25 protein-coding genes are annotated in these 19650 nt (G+C 68.3%); 9 read left to right on the forward strand and 16 right to left on the reverse strand.

The window, feature by feature from the left end; all coding sequences use genetic code 11:
• Window positions 1-160 precede the first annotated feature (160 nt).
• Genes ACZ7LS_RS05115 through ACZ7LS_RS05130 form a run of 4 tightly spaced genes read right to left on the reverse strand, consistent with a single transcriptional unit; the run spans window position 161 to window position 4452 of the window.
• Window positions 161-1108, reverse strand: coding sequence for a phage distal tail protein (locus tag ACZ7LS_RS05115; protein WP_385131734.1), 948 nt, complete (start codon window positions 1106-1108; stop codon window positions 161-163).
• A 52-nt stretch (window positions 1109-1160) separates the two neighbouring features.
• Window positions 1161-2486 (reverse strand): phage tail tape measure protein, encoded by a 1326-nt coding sequence (locus ACZ7LS_RS05120; protein WP_385131737.1) that lies wholly within the window; start codon window positions 2484-2486, stop codon window positions 1161-1163.
• Window positions 2483-3676: a phage tail protein gene (locus ACZ7LS_RS05125; RefSeq protein ID WP_382520374.1), complete on the reverse strand. Its 1194-nt coding sequence runs from the start codon at window positions 3674-3676 to the stop codon at window positions 2483-2485. Before ACZ7LS_RS05125 ends, ACZ7LS_RS05120 begins: the two co-directional genes overlap by 4 nt.
• A gap of 44 nt (window positions 3677-3720) precedes the next feature.
• The gene (locus ACZ7LS_RS05130) at window positions 3721-4452 is read right to left on the reverse strand and encodes a hypothetical protein (RefSeq protein WP_385131740.1); all 732 of its coding nucleotides are present in this window, start codon (window positions 4450-4452) and stop codon (window positions 3721-3723) included.
• A 31-nt stretch (window positions 4453-4483) separates the two neighbouring features.
• Here ACZ7LS_RS05130 and ACZ7LS_RS05135 point away from each other — a divergent pair, with 31 nt between their 5' ends.
• A complete protein-coding gene (locus ACZ7LS_RS05135) occupies window positions 4484-4948 on the forward strand; it encodes a hypothetical protein (RefSeq protein ID WP_382520377.1) in 465 nt (154 codons plus the stop codon).
• Between the two features lie 232 nt (window positions 4949-5180).
• Complete coding sequence (locus tag ACZ7LS_RS05140) at window positions 5181-5315, forward strand: hypothetical protein (RefSeq protein WP_469449611.1); 135 nt, start codon at window positions 5181-5183, stop codon at window positions 5313-5315.
• Here the strand turns inward: ACZ7LS_RS05140 and ACZ7LS_RS05145 are convergent.
• The 4 genes from ACZ7LS_RS05145 to ACZ7LS_RS05160 form a co-directional block, all read right to left on the reverse strand.
• Entirely contained in the window at window positions 5308-5643 is a 336-nt protein-coding gene (locus tag ACZ7LS_RS05145) for a hypothetical protein (protein WP_382668437.1), read from the reverse strand. The genes ACZ7LS_RS05140 and ACZ7LS_RS05145 overlap by 8 nt on opposite strands.
• Window positions 5644-5708: 65 nt before the next feature.
• A complete protein-coding gene (locus ACZ7LS_RS05150; RefSeq protein WP_382520380.1) occupies window positions 5709-5999 on the reverse strand; it encodes a hypothetical protein in 291 nt (96 codons plus the stop codon).
• Between the two features lie 119 nt (window positions 6000-6118).
• Window positions 6119-6703 (reverse strand): phage tail tube protein, encoded by a 585-nt coding sequence (locus tag ACZ7LS_RS05155; RefSeq protein ID WP_382520382.1) that lies wholly within the window; start codon window positions 6701-6703, stop codon window positions 6119-6121.
• Window positions 6704-6846: 143 nt separating this feature from the next.
• Complete coding sequence (locus tag ACZ7LS_RS05160; RefSeq protein WP_385131745.1) at window positions 6847-7254, reverse strand: hypothetical protein; 408 nt, start codon at window positions 7252-7254, stop codon at window positions 6847-6849.
• Window positions 7255-7546: 292 nt separating this feature from the next.
• Here ACZ7LS_RS05160 and ACZ7LS_RS05165 point away from each other — a divergent pair, with 292 nt between their 5' ends.
• Window positions 7547-7825, forward strand: coding sequence for a hypothetical protein (locus tag ACZ7LS_RS05165; RefSeq protein ID WP_382872591.1), 279 nt, complete (start codon window positions 7547-7549; stop codon window positions 7823-7825).
• Between the two features lie 234 nt (window positions 7826-8059).
• Here ACZ7LS_RS05165 and ACZ7LS_RS05170 read toward each other — a convergent pair whose 3' ends face one another.
• The 3 genes from ACZ7LS_RS05170 to ACZ7LS_RS05180 are packed head-to-tail and all read right to left on the reverse strand — an operon-like array spanning window position 8060 to window position 9428.
• Window positions 8060-8257 (reverse strand): MerR family transcriptional regulator, encoded by a 198-nt coding sequence (locus ACZ7LS_RS05170; RefSeq protein WP_382520386.1) that lies wholly within the window; start codon window positions 8255-8257, stop codon window positions 8060-8062.
• A complete protein-coding gene (locus ACZ7LS_RS05175; RefSeq protein ID WP_385131748.1) occupies window positions 8254-9096 on the reverse strand; it encodes a hypothetical protein in 843 nt (280 codons plus the stop codon). The genes ACZ7LS_RS05170 and ACZ7LS_RS05175 overlap by 4 nt, the downstream gene beginning before the upstream one ends.
• 11 nt (window positions 9097-9107) lie before the next feature.
• Complete coding sequence (locus ACZ7LS_RS05180) at window positions 9108-9428, reverse strand: WhiB family transcriptional regulator (protein WP_382872585.1); 321 nt, start codon at window positions 9426-9428, stop codon at window positions 9108-9110.
• Between the two features lie 262 nt (window positions 9429-9690).
• Between ACZ7LS_RS05180 and ACZ7LS_RS05185 the strand changes: the two genes are divergently transcribed.
• From ACZ7LS_RS05185 to tuf, 6 genes are all read left to right on the forward strand, one after another.
• Entirely contained in the window at window positions 9691-10167 is a 477-nt protein-coding gene (locus ACZ7LS_RS05185) for a helix-turn-helix domain-containing protein (protein ID WP_382520392.1), read from the forward strand.
• Window positions 10168-10350: 183 nt separating this feature from the next.
• On the forward strand, window positions 10351-11106 hold the full coding sequence (locus ACZ7LS_RS05190; protein ID WP_385131752.1) for a hypothetical protein: 756 nt from the start codon (window positions 10351-10353) through the stop codon (window positions 11104-11106).
• Window positions 11107-11400: 294 nt separating this feature from the next.
• Complete coding sequence (gene rpsL / locus ACZ7LS_RS05195; RefSeq protein ID WP_003948652.1) at window positions 11401-11772, forward strand: 30S ribosomal protein S12; 372 nt, start codon at window positions 11401-11403, stop codon at window positions 11770-11772.
• A gap of 2 nt (window positions 11773-11774) precedes the next feature.
• The gene (gene rpsG / locus ACZ7LS_RS05200) at window positions 11775-12245 is read left to right on the forward strand and encodes a 30S ribosomal protein S7 (protein ID WP_030351427.1); all 471 of its coding nucleotides are present in this window, start codon (window positions 11775-11777) and stop codon (window positions 12243-12245) included.
• Between the two features lie 38 nt (window positions 12246-12283).
• Complete coding sequence (gene fusA / locus ACZ7LS_RS05205; RefSeq protein ID WP_356515659.1) at window positions 12284-14410, forward strand: elongation factor G; 2127 nt, start codon at window positions 12284-12286, stop codon at window positions 14408-14410.
• A 160-nt stretch (window positions 14411-14570) separates the two neighbouring features.
• Window positions 14571-15764 (forward strand): elongation factor Tu, encoded by a 1194-nt coding sequence (gene tuf / locus ACZ7LS_RS05210; RefSeq protein WP_129770864.1) that lies wholly within the window; start codon window positions 14571-14573, stop codon window positions 15762-15764.
• A 165-nt stretch (window positions 15765-15929) separates the two neighbouring features.
• On the opposite strand, the gene ACZ7LS_RS05215 is transcribed toward tuf, so the two are convergent.
• Genes ACZ7LS_RS05215 through ACZ7LS_RS05235 form a run of 5 tightly spaced genes read right to left on the reverse strand, consistent with a single transcriptional unit; the run spans window position 15930 to window position 19549 of the window.
• Complete coding sequence (locus tag ACZ7LS_RS05215) at window positions 15930-16361, reverse strand: hypothetical protein (RefSeq protein ID WP_382520396.1); 432 nt, start codon at window positions 16359-16361, stop codon at window positions 15930-15932.
• A gap of 23 nt (window positions 16362-16384) precedes the next feature.
• On the reverse strand, window positions 16385-16804 hold the full coding sequence (locus tag ACZ7LS_RS05220; protein WP_382520398.1) for a DUF4279 domain-containing protein: 420 nt from the start codon (window positions 16802-16804) through the stop codon (window positions 16385-16387).
• 44 nt (window positions 16805-16848) lie between these two features.
• Window positions 16849-18513 (reverse strand): WXG100 family type VII secretion target, encoded by a 1665-nt coding sequence (locus ACZ7LS_RS05225; protein ID WP_385131757.1) that lies wholly within the window; start codon window positions 18511-18513, stop codon window positions 16849-16851.
• The gene (locus ACZ7LS_RS05230; protein ID WP_382520401.1) at window positions 18513-19157 is read right to left on the reverse strand and encodes a hypothetical protein; all 645 of its coding nucleotides are present in this window, start codon (window positions 19155-19157) and stop codon (window positions 18513-18515) included. The genes ACZ7LS_RS05225 and ACZ7LS_RS05230 overlap by 1 nt, the downstream gene beginning before the upstream one ends.
• Window positions 19154-19549: an SseB family protein gene (locus ACZ7LS_RS05235; protein ID WP_382520403.1), complete on the reverse strand. Its 396-nt coding sequence runs from the start codon at window positions 19547-19549 to the stop codon at window positions 19154-19156. The genes ACZ7LS_RS05230 and ACZ7LS_RS05235 overlap by 4 nt, the downstream gene beginning before the upstream one ends.
• Window positions 19550-19650: the final 101 nt, after the last annotated feature.

A 19650-nucleotide genomic window follows, 5' to 3' on the forward strand; every position in this document is an offset into this window, starting at 1 on the left:
GCGGTGGCGCGGGTGGGCTGGTGAGGCTGGCGTGGCGTGGGTGAGGTGGTGCGGGTGTGACGGTTCGGGCCGGTGGTGCGGGGGCGGAGGTACGTGCGGGTGGTGTGGGCCGTAGGTCCGGGGCCGGTGGCGTGGGCCGTGGCTCTCGTCGCGGCCGCGATCACCAGTGGGCGTCGCGCCACAGCACGGTGGCCGAGGCCCGCGCGTCGGAGGTGATGTCGTCGGAGCGGAACGCCAACTCCGTTTCCCCGGCGCCCAGTTGGAAGAGCTGTTCGGGGGCGGAGCCGAGGGCCGCGGTGTACAGCCGGGAGGCCGTGCCGTTGAGCAGGACCGTGCCCGCGTCGGTGTCGGCGGTGAGTACGTCGCCCGCGCCGAGCACGATGTCGTACTGGAGCTGCCGCCCGTCGGACAGGCGCGTCAGGGCGGGACGCCGCACCGGGCCGCGGAACTGGACCACCGGGTGGGCCGGGGCGTCTCCCGCGTTGGCCGCGGTGAGGGTGCCCGCCACCCCGGTCGCGCCCCAGTCGAGCGGCCAGCTCAGACCGTCGCCGGAGGTGTCCCGCGTGGTGTCCTGCCAGTTCAGCCCGGGTTCGGGGGCGGGCAGTACGGTACTGGCCCGATGCTGGACCGTGCCGTAGCGGCGGGGGTCGGTGGCGGTCCACTGCAGGCTGATCTTCGAGGTGCCCGACCGTACGTAGCCGCGGTCCTGCGGGACGACGCGACGGCTGATCCGGGCCAGGACGGCGAGGGTCTCACCGTGCAGCCGGACGGCCAGCCAGCGTTCGCCGCCGTCGGGGCCGGTGGCCGCGCGGAAGGCGGCGGCCGTGGCGCCGGCCCGTTCGACGGTCTCGGGCAGCAGCCATACGGTCGTACCGACGACCCGGGACTTCGCCCAGCGGGCACCGGGCCAGGAGCCGTGCTGGTCGGGCCGGGGGACATCGCCGGTGTCGAGCTCGGGGAGATCGTCCCAGCCGGTGATGCCGGTGCGGTCGATCTCGTACGGCGTCCCGGGGCCCATCAGCAGGCCGGCCCACTGGATCTGCCCGTCGCGGGTGATCAGTGAGCCGGGGGATGTGTCGTCCGGATTGGGGTTCGTGGTCTCGGCCATCAGGCCGTTCACCTCACTTCGCTCTCGGGCGGCGTGGGGAGCTGTCCGTCGCTCATGCCGCGGTCCGGTGCAGGAACAGCAGGTCCTCGGCGATGGCGAGCGGGCCGCTGTCCCTGGTTTCGTGGTACGTGTGCAGGTCGGTACGGCCGGGGGGGACGCGGTACGGGCGGTACGGGGCGCTTGACCCGTACGGGCCCTTCGTCCCGTCGGCGGGCGCGAGCCGGTCGAGCGCGGACAGCGGGAGGACCGAGCCCGCGCCTCCCGGGGCCCTGGCGGGCAGGACGACGCCGCCCGCGGCCAGCTGCGGGATCTTGCTGAGATGGACGCCGAACTTCTTGCCGAGAACGCTGAAGCTGAGGCTGTTGAGGCCGTCGATGACCCAGTTGGCGAAGGCGATCAGGCCGTTCAGCGGACCTTTGACGACGCTCAGCAGCATCTGCATACCGGTCGTCAGGAAGTCGCCGATGCCGTGCAGGGTGCGGGACATGGCGTCCCGTACCCGGGTGAACATGTCGGGGATCTTCCGGGTGATCCAGTCCAGGACGGGCTGGATGACGGACCGGAAGCCGTTCCACGCCTTTCTGATGAGTCCGGTGACGGCCCGGGTGGCCGAGCCTATGGCCTTGCCCGCCGCGCCGAAGTTCCCGGTCACGAGCGCGCCGACGACCTTGAGCACGGTGGTGACGACGGTACGTACGGCCGAGAAGTGGGCGGAGATGACGGTCGCGTAGCCCTGGACGACGGGGCCGAGGAACTTCCCGATCTCCTGGAAGCCCGTCAGCACGCCGTCGAAGACCTGCCGCATCACGCGCTGTCCGGTCTGCGTGGTGAGCGCGTACTCGATCAGGAATCCGGCGACCGGCACGAGCAGGCCGATCAGGAATCCGATCGGGTTGGCGCGCATGGCCACGTTCACGGCGGTCATGGCGCCGGCGGCGACGGTGAGCGCTCCGCCGAAGACGGTCATGAACGTGGAGACGGTGCCGGAGGCCTTGCCGAGCGGCCCGGCGACCGCGCCGAAGGCGGCGGAACCGGAGGCGAGCGAGGTGAGCGGGGCGGTGACGGAGCGGGCCTTGCCGCCGCCGGTACGGATCCGGGTCGCGGCCGGGCCCGCGGAACCGCCCGCCTTGGACAGGGCCGCGGCGGCGGGCGCCGTAGCCGTACCGAACTGCGGCAGCGCGGTGCCGGCCGGGTCGGCTCCGCCCCTGACCCGGGCGGCGGCGGAGTCGGCCCGCCTCACCTCGCCGAGGACGGCCGGGAACGAGCGGGACACCTGGGCCAGCTGATCGCGGAACCCGCGCAGCGCGCGGTCCACGCCCGCGAGCGGATTCAGCGGACCGGGCGTGAGCGAACCTGGCGTGGCGGTCGCGGCACTCATCCGCGGGCCTTGGACAGGAACATCAGCGCCGCGGCGGTCGACTGGAGGTCGCTGGTCGGCGCCTCGTAGTAGTTCTCGATGCTGAAGCCGGCGCCCCCGCCGCCGCCGAGGGAGGCGGTACGGCCCTGCCGGGCGGTGTGGCGCAGCAGCCGGTCCAGCTTGGACAGCGGAAGCACCGCCTCCGCCTCGCCCGCCTCGGCGACGATCGCATGCACACCGCCGCTGCGGGGCTGGACGATGCCGCCCTGGGCGAGGCGCGGGATGGTCGGCAGCCGGATGCCGAAGGTCTTGCCGCCGACGAGGGGGACCCAGCCGGGGACCGAGACCTTGATGCCGTTGAGCCTGCCGATGGCGGAGTTGATGAGATCGATGACCGCGTTGACCGGCCCGCGTACCGCGCCCTTGATCTTGTCGAAGGCCCTGCCCGCGATGTCCTTGAGCCCGCCCCAGACGCTGGACAGCTTGTCCTTGACGGCGCTGAAGGCCCTGGGGACCACATCCCGGATCCAGTTCACGACCGGGGTGATGACGCTTTTGATGCCGTTCCAGACGCTGGAGACGACGCTTCTGACGCCGTTCATGATCGTCGTGATCGTCTTCTTGATCGCGTTGAACGTCGTGGAGATGACGGAGCTGACGGCCTTCACGACGGTCGAGACGGCCTTCTTGATGCCGTCCCAGACCTTCTTGATGAGAGCGCCGGCCTTCTGCATGATCGGCCCGACGGCCTTCATGACCGTACTGATGACCTTCTTGATCGCCTCGAAGGCGACGTTGAGGACCTTCTGCATGGTCTTGGACTTGGTCGCCATCTCGACGACCCTCTCGATGAGGGGCGCGAGCAGGCCGAGCAGGGTGCCGATGAAATTGCCCTTCATGGACTTGTTCAGGCCGCCCATGCCCTTGGAGGCGTTATCGGCCCCGGCCTTGAACCGCCCGATCCGCGTCCCGCCGGTCTGCCCGGCCTTGCCCGCCCCGCTCATCGATTTCTCGGCCCGGTCGGCGGCGGTCTTGAGGCTGTTCAGCTCCCTGGCGGCGCTCTGGGACGAATCCTTGAGCTGCTTCATTCCCCGCTGACCGGCACTGGCGCCGCCTTGCAGACTTCCGGCGGCGCGGCCGGCGTTCTGGGCCTTGCTCTGGAAGTCCTTCAGAGATGACGAGGCTCTCCCGAGAGAGCTCACTAGAGACATGGCTCACCAGATTCCATTGTTTTCATTGATGGCGGATGGGTGTGTCAACCGAGGTTGCGGTCCAGGTCGTTCACGTCGGCAGTGAGGCGACGCACCCCGTCGGCCGCAGGGCGCGCCGCGGCGGTCATGCGGCTCATCGCGTCACCGGTCCGGCGAGCCTGGTCCTCCTGCTGCCGCAACTGCGCGGTTGTCGGGCCCGGTGTTCGCCCGCCGGTGCCTCGGGACCCGGTGTTTCGGGAGCCGGTGCCCCGAGCGGCGGGCTCGCTTGACCCCCGGGTCGGGGCGGGGGTGCCCTGTTGAGTGCTCCCTTGGGGGGACGGATCATTCGTGGGGGGTGCGGGAAGCGCGGGGGGAGGGGCGGCCCCACTGGCGGGTTCGCCCGTTCCGCCCGGGGCGGTCGGGTCGTCCGTGCCGGGCTGGAGCGCACGCCTTCGCAAGAAGCCAGAATCACCGTATTCGAGGTCAAGTTTATTCTTGACCAATTCTTCAAGGCTGAAGAATGACGGAAGAGTGGCGTTGAACGGGACGAACTCCGCCTTCAGTGCGGTGATTTCGCTCTTGATCGCATTGAACTCTGTTGGAACCCAGTTTTTCCACTCCGAGAACCATTTGAATTCACCCTCCTCTTTCTTTTTCTCCTTTTCGTATCCTTCGATCGCCCCTTTGATGGCTTCGGACGTCTCGGCGTGTGTGGCGTAGCCCCCTGTGGCGTTGGCCACATCCGCCTCTGCGAGACGGGCTTCCAGGGCGCGCTCTGTTACGTACTCCTCGGGCATCTAATGCCTCCAGGATGTGGAGTTTCCGTGTATGCTGTGTGACCAAAACTCGACATCGAGTGTGGGGGTTTTCGTGCTGTCAATTCCGGACATTTCGGGATTCTCGAATCTGATTCTCGTGCTCTCCTTTTTCGTGGGGTTATACGCGCTGCTCGCGTACCCCTTGCAGCGAAAGGGGAGATCCCTTCGCGCGACGGGGGTGGAAGCCACCGCGGTATGTGAAGAACGCCTGTACCGGGGCGGCGCCACGGTTATCCGCGTCAACTGCTTGTTTCAACCCTGGCCGGGCGAACACGTCCGTGTTCAGGTAAGGGCGCCGAAGCCGCCGCCGAGGGTCGGGCAGCAGTTGCAGATCATATTTGACCCCGAAAATCCGCGACGGGCGGAGGGTGTGCAGTATCTGCACTCGCGGCAATCGCGGTACATGGGGGTTGTCGCTCAGTGGCTGTTTGTCGTCATGCTGGTGTCGGCGGCAGTTCTGAAGTTCGCCTTCTGAAATGATTTTGAGTGGTTCTGGCTTCTTCTGTTTCGGAATGGCTCTACTCGTTTCCGACCTGCGTGGACTCAAGCGCCGCGAGCGGGCCCTCGTGGCGTCCAGGGGCTCTCTGCCCGGTTCTTTCGGCGAAACGGTCTATGACATGGGACCGGTCGTCCGGAACGGGAAGGTCGCCGAAGGCGTGGTGCGCGGGAGATCCCCGGGGATTCGAGTCGGGCACGAGGTGGAAGTCGTGTACGACCCGAAGTACCCGGCGCGCATGCAGCTCGCGGATCGGGCGCGTCGCCTTCCCACGCTGGGCGCCATCGTGTTCTTCGCGGTTGTCGGAGTGCTGGTGGCCCTGTACGGGGTTGTCCGCTTCAGCTGAAGAAGTGGGCCAGCGCGTGGGGGGTGGGGGGTTCCGGCGTGATGGGTGGCGGGGCCTCGGGCGCGGCGGGTGTGGGGGCTCCGGGGCGGGGGACCGGGATGGGGGCTTCCGGGGGGTCCGCGTTCTCGTCCGTGTTGACGGCGGCGAACATCCAGTTGGCCGCCGCGAGATGGTCCACGGCCGCGGCGAGCAGATAGTCGGTGACCGTCCACTCGGCCGCGTCGCCGTGCAGGGCGTGGGAGATCGCGCTGTCGCGTGGCATGTGCTCGATCAGCACCGCGAGCCGGCGGGCGGAGAGCCGGCCGCGGTGCCAGTCGAGCAGGTCCACGCCGTAGTGCCGCAGCAGATCGGCTTCCAGCGCCTCGGCGTGTTCTTCCGCGAACGCGTCGAGGCTCAGTCTTCCCCCAGGCCGAGCCCGGTCTCCTTGCCGTACGCCTCAAGGATCGCGGCGATGTCCTGCATCGTGACGTCGTGCCGGGCGAAGCGGTCGAACTGCTGCTGCCCCATCAGCAGGGCCAGCAGCCCGTCCACGTCGTTGTCGTCGAGACCGCGCAGCGCCTTGGCGGTCTCGCGGGTGAGTTCGGTGGGGAGTTCGAACGTGTCGTCGTCCAGGTCGAAGGACCAGGTACGGCCAAGGGCCTCCATGCGCTGTGCGCGGGCGGCGTTGACGTCGAAACGGGCCATGCGGTTCTCATCTCCGTACGGAAGTGGGCCGGTGGGACTGGTGTGAGCGGTGTGGGAGGAGAGGCGGCCCGGGGGCGGAGCCGGCGCCGGCGCAGAGGTTCCGCCCCCGGGCGGAGGGATTACGCGATGCCGTACGACGGGTCCTTCATCACGAAGGTCGCCAGCGGCTGGGCGTCGCCCGAGGACAGCGCGGTGAAGGTGACACCGAGCGAGGCGGCGGCCTTCCGGGCGAGCTTGATGTCGTCGCTCGCCGTCACCTGGCCGCGCGGGATGACGAAGCGGTACGTGATGTCCGAGCCGTCCTTGAACTCCAGGCCGAGGGCGCGCTCGTCGAACTGCGGGCCGTCCGGCACCGAGTAGGAGTAGACGCCCGGGTTCGCCGTGGCGTCCACGGACTCGACCTTGTCGCCGCCCATGAAGAAGGGGAGGGTCTCCTCGTTGAACTGGAGCAGGGCGAACTTCAGGCTCAGGTCGCGGTCCGCGTAGATGAAACGGGCCGGGCTGATGGCCTGCCAGGTCTCGACCGGGTCCAGCTTGTCCTTCTTGCTGAAGGTGACGCCTTCGGTGGAGGTGTAGCCGAGGTCCTTCCACACCGACGGATCCCAGTCGACGGCGAAGTCGGTCGGGGCGGGGGTGCCGGCGGTCGCGACGAGGATGCGGCCGGTTCCGGCGATACGGATCTCGGACGAGTTGTTGCCTGCCATGAATCGCTCCTGATGGATGAGTGGGTGAGATGGGTGAGGTGGGTGAGCGGGTGGGCTGCCGTGGGTACGGCAAAGGCCCCGCCGGTGGCGGGGCCCGGTCCATGGGTGGGGGTGGGGCGGGGCGGGGCGAACGGAGGGCGCGCTCAGTCCGTACGCAGGGAGAGGCGCAGCACGCAGAGATACCGGTTGGCCGCGGCGTAGACGTAGTCCGGCAGCCAGCGCGGGCCGTCGGCCTCGGTGACGTCCGTGATCGTCGTCGTTCCGTACACCCGGCCGGTCGCGGTCAGCAGCGCGGCGCGCGCGGCGTTGGCGAGCGTGTGCGCCGTGGACTTGTCGGGGCCGTAGACCTCCAGCTCGATCAGCGGCTGGTCCAGATGCAGATCGTCGATCCAGGCGCCGCCTACGCGGGAGACGAGGACCGCCCTCGCCGTGCCGTCGAAGCCCGGCGGCGGGGTTTCGTCCACGATCGCGCCGGCCAGTTCCGCGCGGTCGTCGAGGAGGTCCACGACGATGGCCTGCACATCGGGAAAGGCGCTCGGGGGAGAGGACATGACGGGATCACTCCAGTTGGGGAGGGGAGGGCGGGCAGCTGGCGGGGCAAAGCGCGGGGCAATGGGTGGACATACGAGAGCGGCGGAGTCGCACCCTGAGGGATGCGGGCACAACTCCGCCGCTGCACCAACTGTGACGCACAACGTGCGAGCGCGCAACTAACTAACCGCTCGCGCTCGCAATGACTCCCTCTTCGCCGTTATCCCTGCGCTACGGTGCGCTACGCTGCGTATTATCGAACTAACATTCGAGTGCAGGGCGTGAGAGGCGGTACGGGTGAGGAGGAGCGCGATGGCGAGCAGTGCCCATGACCGGCTGGTGGATGTGGTGGCCGCGGCCGTGGAAGTGGCTGCCGAGGCGGGGGAGGCCGGGACGTACACCGATGACGTCGCCCGGACTCTCACGGCCGTCGTCGGCAAGGTCGGCGCCCGTATCGCCGTCGACGTGGAGGTGCGGGGCTTTTCGAGCGGCTGGCAGGAGGCCGTCGATCTGGCGGGCGGCGGCTCGCTGGACGGCGCGCGGGTTCTGCGGATGCCCGAGCGGCCCGATGACACCGAGGGCGGTTCTTGATCTGTCCCGTGACGGCCTCCCCTGGCGGCCTCCCCTGGCGGCCTCCGCGCTGAAGGATCCGGGGACCTGGGTACGCGGGCCTGGGTGTGGGCCCTGGGTACGGGAACGACGAAGGCGGCCACCCCCGCGAAGGGAGTGGCCGCCACAGCTGTCTCCGGAATCTCCCGGCACGGGCACGGGCACGGGCGCGGACCTGGGCACGGGCTCGGGCACGGGCGCGGGCGCGGACCTGGCTCAGTGGGGCCGACCGCGTGCCGCGCGCTCCGCCGCGAAGACATCCTCCAGCCGGTAGAGCTGAGCGCGCCCCCGCTTGCCGGCGGGTGCGAGCCGGCCGAGTTGCACCCACTTCCTGATGGTCGCCGGGGCGACGCCGGCCTCGGTCGCCGCGAGATCGCCCGTGATCATGGCGGCGCCGTACGGTACGGCCGTCATCGGACTCTGCCCTCGCCCTCGCGCCCGTCCCCGTCCCCTGCCCCGTCATGCCCCGGCCGCTCCTCGACGCGGTCGCTCATCTCCCGCGCGCTGCCGCCCGCGGCCTCGGCGAGTGCGGCCCACTCCGCCGCCTCCCAGAAGTGCCGGAAGGCGGGATCGGCGGCGCAGTCGCAGGCGTCCTCACCGCAACGGCACGCGGGGTTGACGCAGAGCACCGCCCGCCGCGACGGAAAGGCCCGCAGGGACACCGAATCGCACCACGGGCAGCGGCCGTTCACACGCACCATGGGTTCGGTGTCACCGAGCGTGCGGGCGCAACGGCGGGCCATCCGGCGCGCCTCGTCGCGTACATGGCGCGCGAGCACCGGCTCGGCGGCGATACGGTCCAGCAACCCGGCGATACGCAGCAGCCGTTCGGGGACCTGGGCGCGGCGCGGCCGGGGGAGCCCGAGCTTGTGATGCACGGCCTCGTCCAGCTCGACGACGCCGTCGGTGATGTCGCGGATCGCGTCGGAGACGTACAGGCGCAGCGGTGCGGCGGTGTGGCCAGGGACGGCGAGACCGTGCACCTGTTCATTGCGCAACGCGTCCCGGCGCTCCGCGCGGATCTGAAGGTCGGGGACCGGGCGGCCGGGGGTGGGTGCGCGGGTGGCTGCGGGTGCGGCTCGGCCGGGGGCCAGTTCGTCCAGCAGGTCGGGGAATTGCCGGGCGAGCAGGGTGATCCAGAGCGCGCTGTCGGTTTCTGTGCCGGTGCCGGTGCCGGTGCCGGTGCCGGTGCCGGTGCCGGTGCCGGTGCGGGTGCCAGTGCCAGTGCCGGTGTTGTGGACGGGTGCGGGCATGAGGTCCTCCATCAGCGCTTCGTCCCCTTCTGCTTCTGCCGCCGGTCCTGCCGCCGGTCCTGCCGCCGGTTTCGCTGTCGGCCGAGCGCGACGGGGCGACCGTTGCGCCACAGCCGTCCGGCGCTGACTCCGTCGAACCAGCTCGCCGCGGGGGCCACCGCCTCCTCGCACTCCCGCACCACGGGGCAGCGCGCACAGGCGCGGAGAGCGGGTCCGGCCGTCGACGCGTGCCGGGCGAAGACGATCCGCGGAGGAAGACCGGAGCAGGCGGCGGCAGCTCGCCAGTCGGCTAACTCCGGTGTCCGGCGCGGTGGTACGGAGAGTGCGGGCATGGCGGCGCTCCAGTCGGCAGAGTCGGCGCAGGCCGGGTGGCATAGATGCGCCGGGCGAGGGTGCAGACTTACATGTTGCGAGCGAGCGCGCAACCAATAATTCCCCGCGGTGGTCCCCGTGTCCCCGGTGACACGGGGGTGGCGCAGGCGTGACAGGGTGATGGCGGGAACAGAACCCTCACAACTGGCACAGACGAAGGCCGTAATTCTGTGCGCGCAAGCGCGGTAGCCTGTTACCCGCTTCGGAGGGAGGCGACCACCCATGACTTCCAGCGAACTCAAGCAGTTCGCCACCTGGGTCGAAGAGCTGATACGTCGGCGTGGCTTCGACATCGACAGCCCTCGTGGCGGGGGCAAGTCCCGCCTCGCCGATGAGGCGGGTGTGCACCGGGCCGCCATCACCAGGCTGCTCCAGCGGCAGAGCATGCCGGACCTGGAGACCACCCGGCGGCTGGCGCACGTTCTTCAGGTCCCGGTGCGCGAGATGCTGATCAGGTCGGGAAGGCTGACGGAGGAGGATCTTCCGCTCCCCGATCCGCTGTACGCCGCGCCCGCCGGGGAGTCCGCCACGGGTTCCGCGTCACGCACGCTCACGCTGGAGGAGGCGGCGATCGCCCTCGGCGTTCCGGTCGAGCAGCGGGACATGTTCGTCAGGGTCGCCGGACAGTTCCTGCCCGCGAACGCGCCGGCCGCGGCCGCCACCGGCCCGGACGAGCGAATCCCGCTCGCCTCGGACTGACCGCTTCTGACCGGCCCGTTACCGAATGTGCCCGATAAACTGTCATGGCCTGTCCCCGCACCTACGGATGTGCAGGTGGAATACCTCTTTGTGAGGGTTCGTCGGCGGTAACGCGGGGCTGAGCGGCTGTGCCTGGGCTGTGCCGCCCCGACGCCATGGGCGGAATGGGCGGGATGGGAGGCCATGGGACGTGACGAGGAGACGCGCGCGGCAGAGGACGACGAGCCTCCCCGGTCGTCCCTGCCCATCGCCAAGGACGACAGGATCCGGGCCGGCGGGCCGCTGATCCCACCCCCGGGAGATCTCCGGGCGCTCCTCGACTCCCTCGGCCGGTCCCTCGAAGACCATGCGCCCGAGGAGCTCGTCGTACTCCTGCGCGAGGAGATCGAACGCCGGGAGCTGAGGGCGTACGCGAGCGGCTGGCGGGACGCGGCCGATCAGTACGAATCGGCGCTGGAGCAGGCGCGGGCCGTCGCCAGGGCCGGACGTCTGCGGCTCGTCGGGCGCACGCCAGGACAGGCCGCGGTGATCCCGTTCCCGCAGGAACGCCCGCAGGAGAGCCCGCGGGAAAGCCCGCAGGAAAGCCTGCGGGAACGCCCGCATGAGCGCCCGCATGAGCGCCCGCAGGGGGATCCGGCACACGACCACCCGGACCGGCGGGGCGGCCCCGCGGCCCCCGAAGCCGGTCCGCGCCCCGCCCCGCACGTCCCCCCGCGTACCGGCGACCCGCGTACCGGCGACCCGCGCACCGCCCCGCGCACCACCCCGGGTACCGAACAGCGCCCGCCCACTCCGCCCGCCCCGCCCACCGAGTCCGTCAAACCCGCCTTCGTCCACAAGAGACGCAGCTCGAAGGTGCCGACCATCCCCACGCTTCCCCCGCCCCGCCGCACCCGGCGCGACCGTTCCCGGCCCCCCGGCGACGACCTGCTCCAATGAGCCGCGTCGCGCCCCCGTCGCCCGCCGTTCACCAGGAGGACGTCCGGCGTGTCGGGGGCCCCGGCATTTGTTTTGACCGGAGTCCATGAGGTAGGTACGCTCAGACCTTGTGCCTGGGGTGTGCCTGGGCTCCTGTGCGTGTCCTCAACCGCACGCGAGCTTGAGCACCGGCCACCGTAATCTGCCCCCTCCTCGCCCCCGGGTGAGGCTGTGCAGTATTCGACACACCCGACCGCGTGGGTCGGAGGTGTTCCAGGTTAGTTTCACTAACGGCACACAGAAACCGGAGAAGTAGTGCCTACGATCCAGCAGCTGGTCCGGAAGGGCCGGCAGGACAAGGTCGAGAAGAACAAGACGCCCGCACTTGAGGGTTCCCCTCAGCGCCGCGGCGTCTGCACGCGTGTCTTCACGACCACCCCGAAGAAGCCGAACTCGGCCCTCCGTAAGGTCGCGCGTGTGCGTCTGACCTCCGGCATCGAGGTCACGGCCTACATTCCGGGTGAGGGACACAACCTGCAGGAGCACTCGATCGTGCTCGTGCGTGGTGGCCGTGTGAAGGACCTGCCGGGTGTTCGCTACAAGATCATCCGCGGCTCCCTTGACACCCAGGGCGTCAAGAACCGCAAGCAGGCCCGCAGCCGCTACGGCGCCAAGAAGGAGAAGTAAGAATGCCTCGTAAGGGCCCCGCCCCGAAGCGCCCGGTCATCATCGACCCGGTCTACGGTTCTCCTCTTGTCACGTCGCTGATCAACAAGCTTCTGCTCAACGGCAAGCGTTCCACCGCCGAGCGGATCGTGTACGGCGCCATGGAAGGCCTCCGCGAGAAGACCGGCAACGACCCGGTCATCACGCTGAAGCGCGCGCTTGAGAACGTCAAGCCCACGCTTGAGGTCAAGTCCCGCCGTGTCGGTGGCGCCACCTACCAGGTGCCGATCGAGGTCAAGCCCGGTCGCGCCGCCACCCTCGCCCTGCGCTGGGTCGTGGGTTACTCCCGCGCCCGTCGCGAGAAGACGATGACCGAACGCCTCATGAACGAGCTGCTCGACGCCTCCAACGGTCTCGGCGCCTCGGTCAAGAAGCGTGAGGACACGCACAAGATGGCCGAGTCCAACAAGGCCTTCGCGCACTACCGCTGGTAGTCGCTACCCACATCGAGACCGAGAGAAGATTGAGCCTTATGGCCACCACTTCGCTTGACCTGGCCAAGGTCCGCAACATCGGGATCATGGCCCACATCGACGCGGGCAAGACGACGACCACCGAGCGCATCCTGTTCTACACCGGTGTGAGCTACAAGATCGGTGAGGTCCACGACGGCGCTGCCACGATGGACTGGATGGAGCAGGAGCAGGAGCGCGGCATCACCATCACGTCCGCCGCGACGACCTGTCACTGGCCGCTCGACGACGTCGACCACACCATCAACATCATCGACACCCCGGGTCACGTGGACTTCACGGTCGAGGTGGAGCGTTCGCTCCGCGTCCTCGACGGTGCCGTCACCGTGTTCGACGGTGTCGCCGGTGTGGAGCCGCAGTCCGAGACGGTATGGCGGCAGGCCGACCGTTACGGTGTGCCCCGTATCTGCTTCGTGAACAAGCTCGACCGGACCGGTGCCGAGTTCCACCGCTGTGTCGACATGATCAAGGACCGCCTCGGCGCGGTTCCGATCGTCATGCAGCTTCCGATCGGTGCCGAGGCCGACTTCAAGGGCGTCGTCGACCTCGTGACGATGAAGGCCTTTGTCTGGTCCGCCGAGGCCGCCAAGGGCGAGATGTACGACGTCGTCGACATCCCGGCCACGCACGTCGAGGCGGCCGAGGAGTGGCGCGGCACGCTGCTGGAGACCGTCTCGGAGAACGACGACGAGCTGATGGAGCTGTACCTGGAGGGCACCGAGCCCACCGTGGAGCAGCTGTACGCGGCGATCCGCCGTATCACCATCGCCTCCGGCAAGTCGGACGGCACCACCGTCACCCCGGTGTTCTGCGGTACCGCGTTCAAGAACAAGGGCGTCCAGCCCCTGCTCGACGCGGTCGTGCGCTACCTGCCGACCCCGCTCGACGTCGAGGCCATCGAGGGCCACGACGTGAAGGACCCCGAGCTGGTTGTCAAGCGCAAGCCCTCCGTCGACGAGCCGCTGTCCGCGCTGGCCTTCAAGATCATGAGGGACCCGCACCTCGGCAAGCTCACCTTCGTCCGTGTGTACTCCGGCAGGCTGGAGTCCGGCACCGCGGTGCTGAACTCGGTGAAGGGCCGCAAGGAGCGCATCGGCAAGATCTACCGTATGCACGCGAACAAGCGTGAGGAGATCGAGTCGGTGGGCGCCGGCGACATCGTCGCCGTCATGGGCCTGAAGCAGACCACCACCGGTGAGACGCTGTGCGACGAGAAGAGCCCGGTCATCCTGGAGTCCATGGACTTCCCGGCACCGGTCATCGAGGTCGCGATCGAGCCCAAGTCCAAGGGTGACCAGGAGAAGCTGGGTGTAGCCATCCAGAGTCTCGCGGAGGAGGACCCCTCCTTCCAGGTGCACAGCAACGAGGAGACCGGCCAGACCGTCATCGGCGGTATGGGCGAGCTCCACCTTGAGGTGCTGGTCGACCGTATGCGGCGTGAGTTCAAGGTCGAGGCGAACGTCGGCAAGCCGCAGGTCGCCTACCGTGAGACGATCCGCAAGACCGTCGAGCGTGTGGACTTCACGCACAAGAAGCAGACCGGTGGCACCGGGCAGTTCGCCAAGGTGCAGATCATGATCGAGCCCATCGAGGGTGGCGACACCTCGTACGAGTTCGTGAACAAGGTCACCGGTGGCCGTATCCCGAAGGAGTACATCCCTTCGGTGGACGCCGGCGCGCAGGAGGCCATGCAGTTCGGCATCCTCGCGGGTTACGAGATGACCGGTGTCCGCATCACGCTGCTCGACGGTGGCTACCACGAGGTCGACTCCTCGGAGCTGGCCTTCAAGATCGCCGGTTCGCAGGCGTTCAAGGAAGGTGCCCGCAGGGCGTCTCCGGTGCTCCTTGAGCCGATGATGTCCGTCGAGGTGACCACGCCCGAGGACTACATGGGCGATGTCATCGGTGACATCAACTCCCGGCGTGGCCAGATCCAGGCCATGGAGGACCGGGCCAACGCCAAGGTCGTCAAGGGCCTGGTGCCGCTGTCGGAGATGTTCGGCTACGTCGGAGACCTCCGCAGCAAGACCTCGGGTCGCGCAAGCTACTCGATGCAGTTCGACTCCTACGCCGAGGTTCCCCGGAACGTCGCCGAGGAGATCATCGCGAAGGCCAAGGGCGAGTAACTCTTCCGAGTCCACGCTTTAGGCTTGTCACCGGCACGTCCCGGGGCAGTTCCGCCGGATCCACCAGATCATGGCGGGGCCGCCCCGGGGGCCGGCATCCCAGCAAAGATCACCTGGCGCCGATGAGTAAGGCGTACAGAACCACTCCAGGAGGACCCCAGTGGCGAAGGCGAAGTTCGAGCGGACTAAGCCGCACGTCAACATCGGCACCATCGGTCACATCGACCACGGTAAGACGACCCTCACGGCCGCCATTACCAAGGTGCTGCATGACGCGTACCCGGACCTGAACGAGGCCTCGGCCTTCGACCAGATCGACAAGGCTCCTGAGGAGCGCCAGCGCGGTATCACCATCTCCATCGCGCACGTCGAGTACCAGACGGAGTCGCGTCACTACGCGCACGTCGACTGCCCGGGTCACGCGGACTACATCAAGAACATGATCACGGGTGCGGCGCAGATGGACGGCGCCATCCTCGTGGTCGCCGCCACCGACGGCCCGATGCCGCAGACCAAGGAGCACGTGCTCCTGGCCCGCCAGGTCGGCGTTCCGTACATCGTTGTCGCCCTGAACAAGGCCGACATGGTGGACGACGAGGAGATCCTTGAGCTCGTCGAGCTCGAGGTCCGCGAGCTGCTCTCCGAGTACGAGTTCCCGGGCGACGACCTGCCGGTCGTCAAGGTCTCGGCGCTCAAGGCCCTTGAGGGCGACGCCGAGTGGGGCAAGACCGTTCTCGACCTGATGAAGGCCGTTGACGAGTCCATCCCGCAGCCCGAGCGCGACGTCGACAAGCCGTTCCTGATGCCGATCGAGGACGTCTTCACGATCACCGGTCGTGGCACCGTCGTCACCGGTCGTATCGAGCGTGGTGTCCTGAAGGTCAACGAGACCGTCGACATCGTCGGTATCAAGACCGAGAAGACCACCACCACGGTCACCGGCATCGAGATGTTCCGCAAGCTGCTCGACGAGGGCCAGGCCGGCGAGAATGTCGGTCTGCTCCTCCGTGGCATCAAGCGCGAGGACGTCGAGCGCGGCCAGGTCATCATCAAGCCGGGTTCGGTCACGCCGCACACCAGCTTCGAGGCCCAGGCCTACATCCTGTCGAAGGACGAGGGTGGCCGTCACACCCCCTTCTTCAACAACTACCGCCCGCAGTTCTACTTCCGTACCACGGACGTGACCGGCGTGGTGACCCTCCCCGAGGGCACCGAGATGGTCATGCCGGGCGACAACACCGTCATGACGGTCGAGCTGATCCAGCCCGTCGCCATGGAGGAGGGCCTCAAGTTCGCCATCCGTGAGGGTGGCCGGACCGTCGGCGCCGGCCAGGTCACCAAGATCAACAAGTAATCGCTGATCTGACCTGGTAGCTCCCCGGAGCATCCAACAGGGGCCCCGCACCCCGTCCGCGAGGACGGCGGCGCGGGGCCCCTGTGTTTTGTCCCCTCACCCGGGGACCGCGAAGACGCTCCGCTCGAAGAACTCGAAGAAGACGCTCCGCTCGAAACCGAGGTGTCAGCCTTCTTCGAGCCAACTCAACGGGTCTTCTTCCTGGGCACCCGAAGGGGTGAGGCTGGTAAAGGAGACCGGGAGAGCCAAGGACGCCAGGTGCTCAAGGGCGGTGGGGGAGAGGAGCAGCTGGTCCCCGGTCTCCACTGTTCCCGCGATGGCCACCTGGACCGAATGGCCCGTCCGTAGAAGCGTGTCGACCTTGTCCCGGAGGGGCCGGATGTCGTGCGCCAGAGAAATCGCCATCGCTTCCAGGTCCCCTGTGGACTCTTCGGCGTAGGTGTATGCCCACCAGTGCGGCCCCGAATAAATCCTGGCTCCACGATCTGATCGATCGTCGTCGAGTCCGAGAGTGCTATTGACGAAGTCGACGGAAACATCCTTTTTCGTGATGGCCAGTGAAACATTCACAGACTCCCACGACCCGGCCGCATTCATGGCGTCCTCCTTCTGTGTCGCACCTATCGGGCATTGAGGCTCGGGATTATTTTCAGGGGAATTTTCAGGCGGGAGGCTCTCGTCATCTCGTCCGCCGAGAAAGAGACCTGGGAGTCGTTGTCGGCGAAACCTCTCACGGTGATCGTGACGTCGCATCCCTCTGCTCTCAGCATCGCGAGAGTCCCGGCGCATCCCTCGGCTGCCCGGAGGATTGTGTCAAGCTGCTCCGAAAACACTCTGGTGGTGTGCTCGTCGCATTGGAGGCGCCACTGCCCCGCAGCGCTCCCCTCGGGGTTCCATCGGTCGACTCCCGGCATCCGCACGGCTGACGGCTGCAACGCCAGTCGCTCCGTGACCGAATTCGGGTCGAGGTCGCTTTTCTTCACGATAAGAGCCACGGCCGTCAGTACCCACGACGTTGCGTCGTGCGAGTCGACGCTCACTGGTTCGCCCACATTCTCGTTATGCTCCCGTAGTGAGTAATCTATTATTGAAGCTCACGGCAGGCGGCCCAGTGTACATTGCCCATACCTGATTCGAGGAGGTCGCCGAGTTGGGTCCGGCGGGCCACCGTTGTGGAATTCTCGTAGACGGTGAACCCGCCGGCTCCCTTTGCTTCCGGTGGCGCAAGTGTATAGTTCGGAATCTTGTCTCCTGGTCCGAATTTCTCTACGGCTGCTCCAGGATACGAGCCTCCTTCTACGGCGACCCCGTTGAGTCCGGGGATTCTTTCCCCGTGGGGTACATAGAACGAGATGCTCGTGCCCGGTGGGACGACGGTTTCCCCTGCGTCGAACTCCAAGTAGCCGTGGCCGGCCAAGACGCTTTCGCCGTCGGGTCTGCCGCCTTTCAGCACTCGGCTCGCGTAGTAGCGCCCATCGGTGTCGGGCCATTTGTGTGACAGTGGCTGTGGATTGCTCTCGATGACGGCTTTCTTCACTTCATCAAACCCAGGAATGTGGACCCCGGAACCTCTGCTCGCCAGATTGTCGAGCGAGCTTCCCGCGCCTTCCTTGACGCCGTCCCTCACTCCGTTCCTCATTCCGGCGCGGGCAAGGCTCTTGATGCCGCCCGCGCCCTTCGTCCCGATGAGTTCGGGTACGAGACGGCCGATGAATTCGCTGGGGTCGCCCTTGGCCGCCTCCCACGCGCCCTTCAGCGCGCGGTCCGGGTGGGCGGCTGTGGAGGCCAGGCCGGTCAGCGTCATGTTGATGTTCTTGTAGTACTCGGCCGGGTGCGTGAGGTTGTACGGGTCGAGTGGGTTGACCGAGCGGACGAAGTTGGTGAGGCCCACCGTGCCCTTCACGACGCCGCCCGCGAAGTGAGTCAGCTCCACGGCCTGGCCGCCGCCGTAGTCGGCCAGATCGAGCCGGGCCCGGTCGCTGGCGGACGGCTCGGCCGGGGCGTGGGCCAAGGCCGCGGTGACCGTCGTCCTCGCGGTGCCGGCCGCCCCGTCGCGCTGACGGCGGGCCTCCGCCAGGATCTCCCGTGCGCGTGCCCGCTGGGCCTCGCCCGGGTCGGTGAAGGCGCCCGGTCTGGGCGGCGGGTCCGGGCTGTCGCGCGCGGCGTTGTACGCGTCGACCTTCTCGTTGTACGTGTCGATCGCCGTTTTCGAGGCCGCTTCGCCCTTCTTGTAGAGCGCGATCGCCTCCCCGGCCCTGCTCTGCGCCCAGGCGACCGTCGTCGCGTACGTCTCCAGCGCCTTGGCCGCGTCCTCGAACGCGTCCGCGGCCCGTAGCCAGTCCGTCGGCAGCGTCTGGAACTTGTCGCGGAACGCTTCGGCAGCCTCGCCCTTCCAGTGGCCGGAGTCCAGGCTCTTCATGCCCTGGCCGACGAGGTCGAACGCCGTCCTGAAGTCCCGAAGATTCTGCACACTCGCGCTGATACGGCCCGTATTGCCGTGGACCAGCTCATCGGCCTCCTCGCTCTGCCCGAGCTGCCGCTCACCGACCTTCGCGCCGAGCGAGGAAGCGGTTCGGTCTCCCCAGTCCTCGACGGCGTCCGCCATCGCGTCCTGGCCCAGGCGCTCAAGACCGTCACCGGCCCTGTCGGTCGCCCAGTCGATGCCCTGGCCGGCCTTTTCCTTGCCCCACTCGACCCCGTCCTCCAGCTTGCCGAGCCCTTTGTCGGCCAGCTCACCCCAGTCCACCATCAGCGGTCCGCCCAGGTCGGCTGCTCGGCCCGCTGGATCGCTTCGTCCGACGGGTCGAGCGTCTCCCGCATCTCCTCGTCCAGCACCTCCCGTACCTCCGGTGCGAGCAGACCGGAGTTACCGAGCGAGTCGAGCGCCCCGTCCTCCACGTCGTAGGCGGTGTCCCGCCAGAGCTGCTTCACCTCGCCGTGCGCCTGCGAGAACGACTCCCGGTTCCAGTCGGCACCGTCGGTGGGCGACTGGAGGCGGATCTCGTCCCAGGTCATGCCCCTGACCTCGTCCTCGCTCAGATGCGGATTCCCGTTCGACCCGTTCGCCACGATCTTGATCGTGTCCTTGACGTACTGGTCCTGCTCATGAAACGCCCCGGCCGACAGGCCCACCCCGCGCGCGAAGCCGTTCCCTCGCCCCATCAGGGCCCGCACGCCCCACTCCCAGCGCTCACAGAACGTCGTGAACTCCGCCGCGAGCCCGTCGTGCCCCAACTCCACCCCCGACAGGGCCAGATCGGAAAAACCGCGCCCCATGGACGCCTCGCCGATCATCCCGAGGTCCTTCAGCTCCGCGTGTGCCTTGTCGATACCCCGTGCGATCAGCGCGAGTGCCTCCGGCGGTACCGCCAGGTCCGACTGCTCCCCGCTCATACCGTGCCTCCTGGGCCGACCACAGCCGCGTCCGGCACGACCCCCGCCACCGGTGGGAACAACGCCCCGTCCGCGCTGCCCGCGTCCAGCGCCACCCCCGCCGGAACCTCCAGGGCCGGCACCATCGCGTCCAGCAGCCTGGCCCCCAGCACCCGCTGGTACGACCACGCGCGCCCGGCCGCGCCCTGCGCGTGGGCGAACACGGACAGCGCCTCTTCATGCGAGAACGCGCAGATCCACCGGACCCCGCCCCACTCCGCCGACCACAGATCCCCCGCCGCGTCCAACGGCACCAGCACCGCCGCACGCCGGAACTCGCCCAGCAGAACCGCGAACTCCCGCCGGGCCTGAGTCTGCCCAGCCTCTGACATGTGGTCCCCACCCTTGGCCATGGTGCGTAGTCTGTCGCGACGCGATTACCGAACGCAATGTCAATCCGATCGGCAGGTCGCCGGGACCGCAGTCCCCGCGGCTGTCCACGGCGCGGGCCCCG

The sequence above is a fragment of the Streptomyces sp. NPDC039430 genome, from assembly GCF_055639435.1.

Coding starts and splice junctions, on each gene's coding strand:
- ACZ7LS_RS05235 (WP_382520403.1), bottom strand. CDS start 19,549: ATGGCCAAGGGTGGGGACCACATGTCAGAGGCTGGGCAGACTCAGGCC.
- ACZ7LS_RS05115 (WP_385131734.1), bottom strand. CDS start 1,108: ATGGCCGAGACCACGAACCCCAATCCGGACGACACATCCCCCGGCTCA.
- ACZ7LS_RS05170 (WP_382520386.1), bottom strand. CDS start 8,257: ATGACGGCCGTACCGTACGGCGCCGCCATGATCACGGGCGATCTCGCG.
- ACZ7LS_RS05185 (WP_382520392.1), top strand. CDS start 9,691: ATGACTTCCAGCGAACTCAAGCAGTTCGCCACCTGGGTCGAAGAGCTG.
- rpsG (WP_030351427.1), top strand. CDS start 11,775: ATGCCTCGTAAGGGCCCCGCCCCGAAGCGCCCGGTCATCATCGACCCG.
- ACZ7LS_RS05215 (WP_382520396.1), bottom strand. CDS start 16,361: ATGAATGCGGCCGGGTCGTGGGAGTCTGTGAATGTTTCACTGGCCATC.
- ACZ7LS_RS05165 (WP_382872591.1), top strand. CDS start 7,547: ATGGCGAGCAGTGCCCATGACCGGCTGGTGGATGTGGTGGCCGCGGCC.
- ACZ7LS_RS05150 (WP_382520380.1), bottom strand. CDS start 5,999: ATGGCCCGTTTCGACGTCAACGCCGCCCGCGCACAGCGCATGGAGGCC.
- ACZ7LS_RS05130 (WP_385131740.1), bottom strand. CDS start 4,452: ATGCCCGAGGAGTACGTAACAGAGCGCGCCCTGGAAGCCCGTCTCGCA.
- ACZ7LS_RS05175 (WP_385131748.1), bottom strand. CDS start 9,096: ATGCCCGCACCCGTCCACAACACCGGCACTGGCACTGGCACCCGCACC.
- ACZ7LS_RS05120 (WP_385131737.1), bottom strand. CDS start 2,486: ATGAGTGCCGCGACCGCCACGCCAGGTTCGCTCACGCCCGGTCCGCTG.
- ACZ7LS_RS05180 (WP_382872585.1), bottom strand. CDS start 9,428: ATGCCCGCACTCTCCGTACCACCGCGCCGGACACCGGAGTTAGCCGAC.
- ACZ7LS_RS05225 (WP_385131757.1), bottom strand. CDS start 18,513: ATGGTGGACTGGGGTGAGCTGGCCGACAAAGGGCTCGGCAAGCTGGAG.
- ACZ7LS_RS05160 (WP_385131745.1), bottom strand. CDS start 7,254: ATGTCCTCTCCCCCGAGCGCCTTTCCCGATGTGCAGGCCATCGTCGTG.
- ACZ7LS_RS05230 (WP_382520401.1), bottom strand. CDS start 19,157: ATGAGCGGGGAGCAGTCGGACCTGGCGGTACCGCCGGAGGCACTCGCG.
- ACZ7LS_RS05190 (WP_385131752.1), top strand. CDS start 10,351: ATGGGACGTGACGAGGAGACGCGCGCGGCAGAGGACGACGAGCCTCCC.
- ACZ7LS_RS05135 (WP_382520377.1), top strand. CDS start 4,484: ATGCTGTGTGACCAAAACTCGACATCGAGTGTGGGGGTTTTCGTGCTG.
- fusA (WP_356515659.1), top strand. CDS start 12,284: ATGGCCACCACTTCGCTTGACCTGGCCAAGGTCCGCAACATCGGGATC.
- ACZ7LS_RS05155 (WP_382520382.1), bottom strand. CDS start 6,703: ATGGCAGGCAACAACTCGTCCGAGATCCGTATCGCCGGAACCGGCCGC.
- ACZ7LS_RS05125 (WP_382520374.1), bottom strand. CDS start 3,676: ATGTCTCTAGTGAGCTCTCTCGGGAGAGCCTCGTCATCTCTGAAGGAC.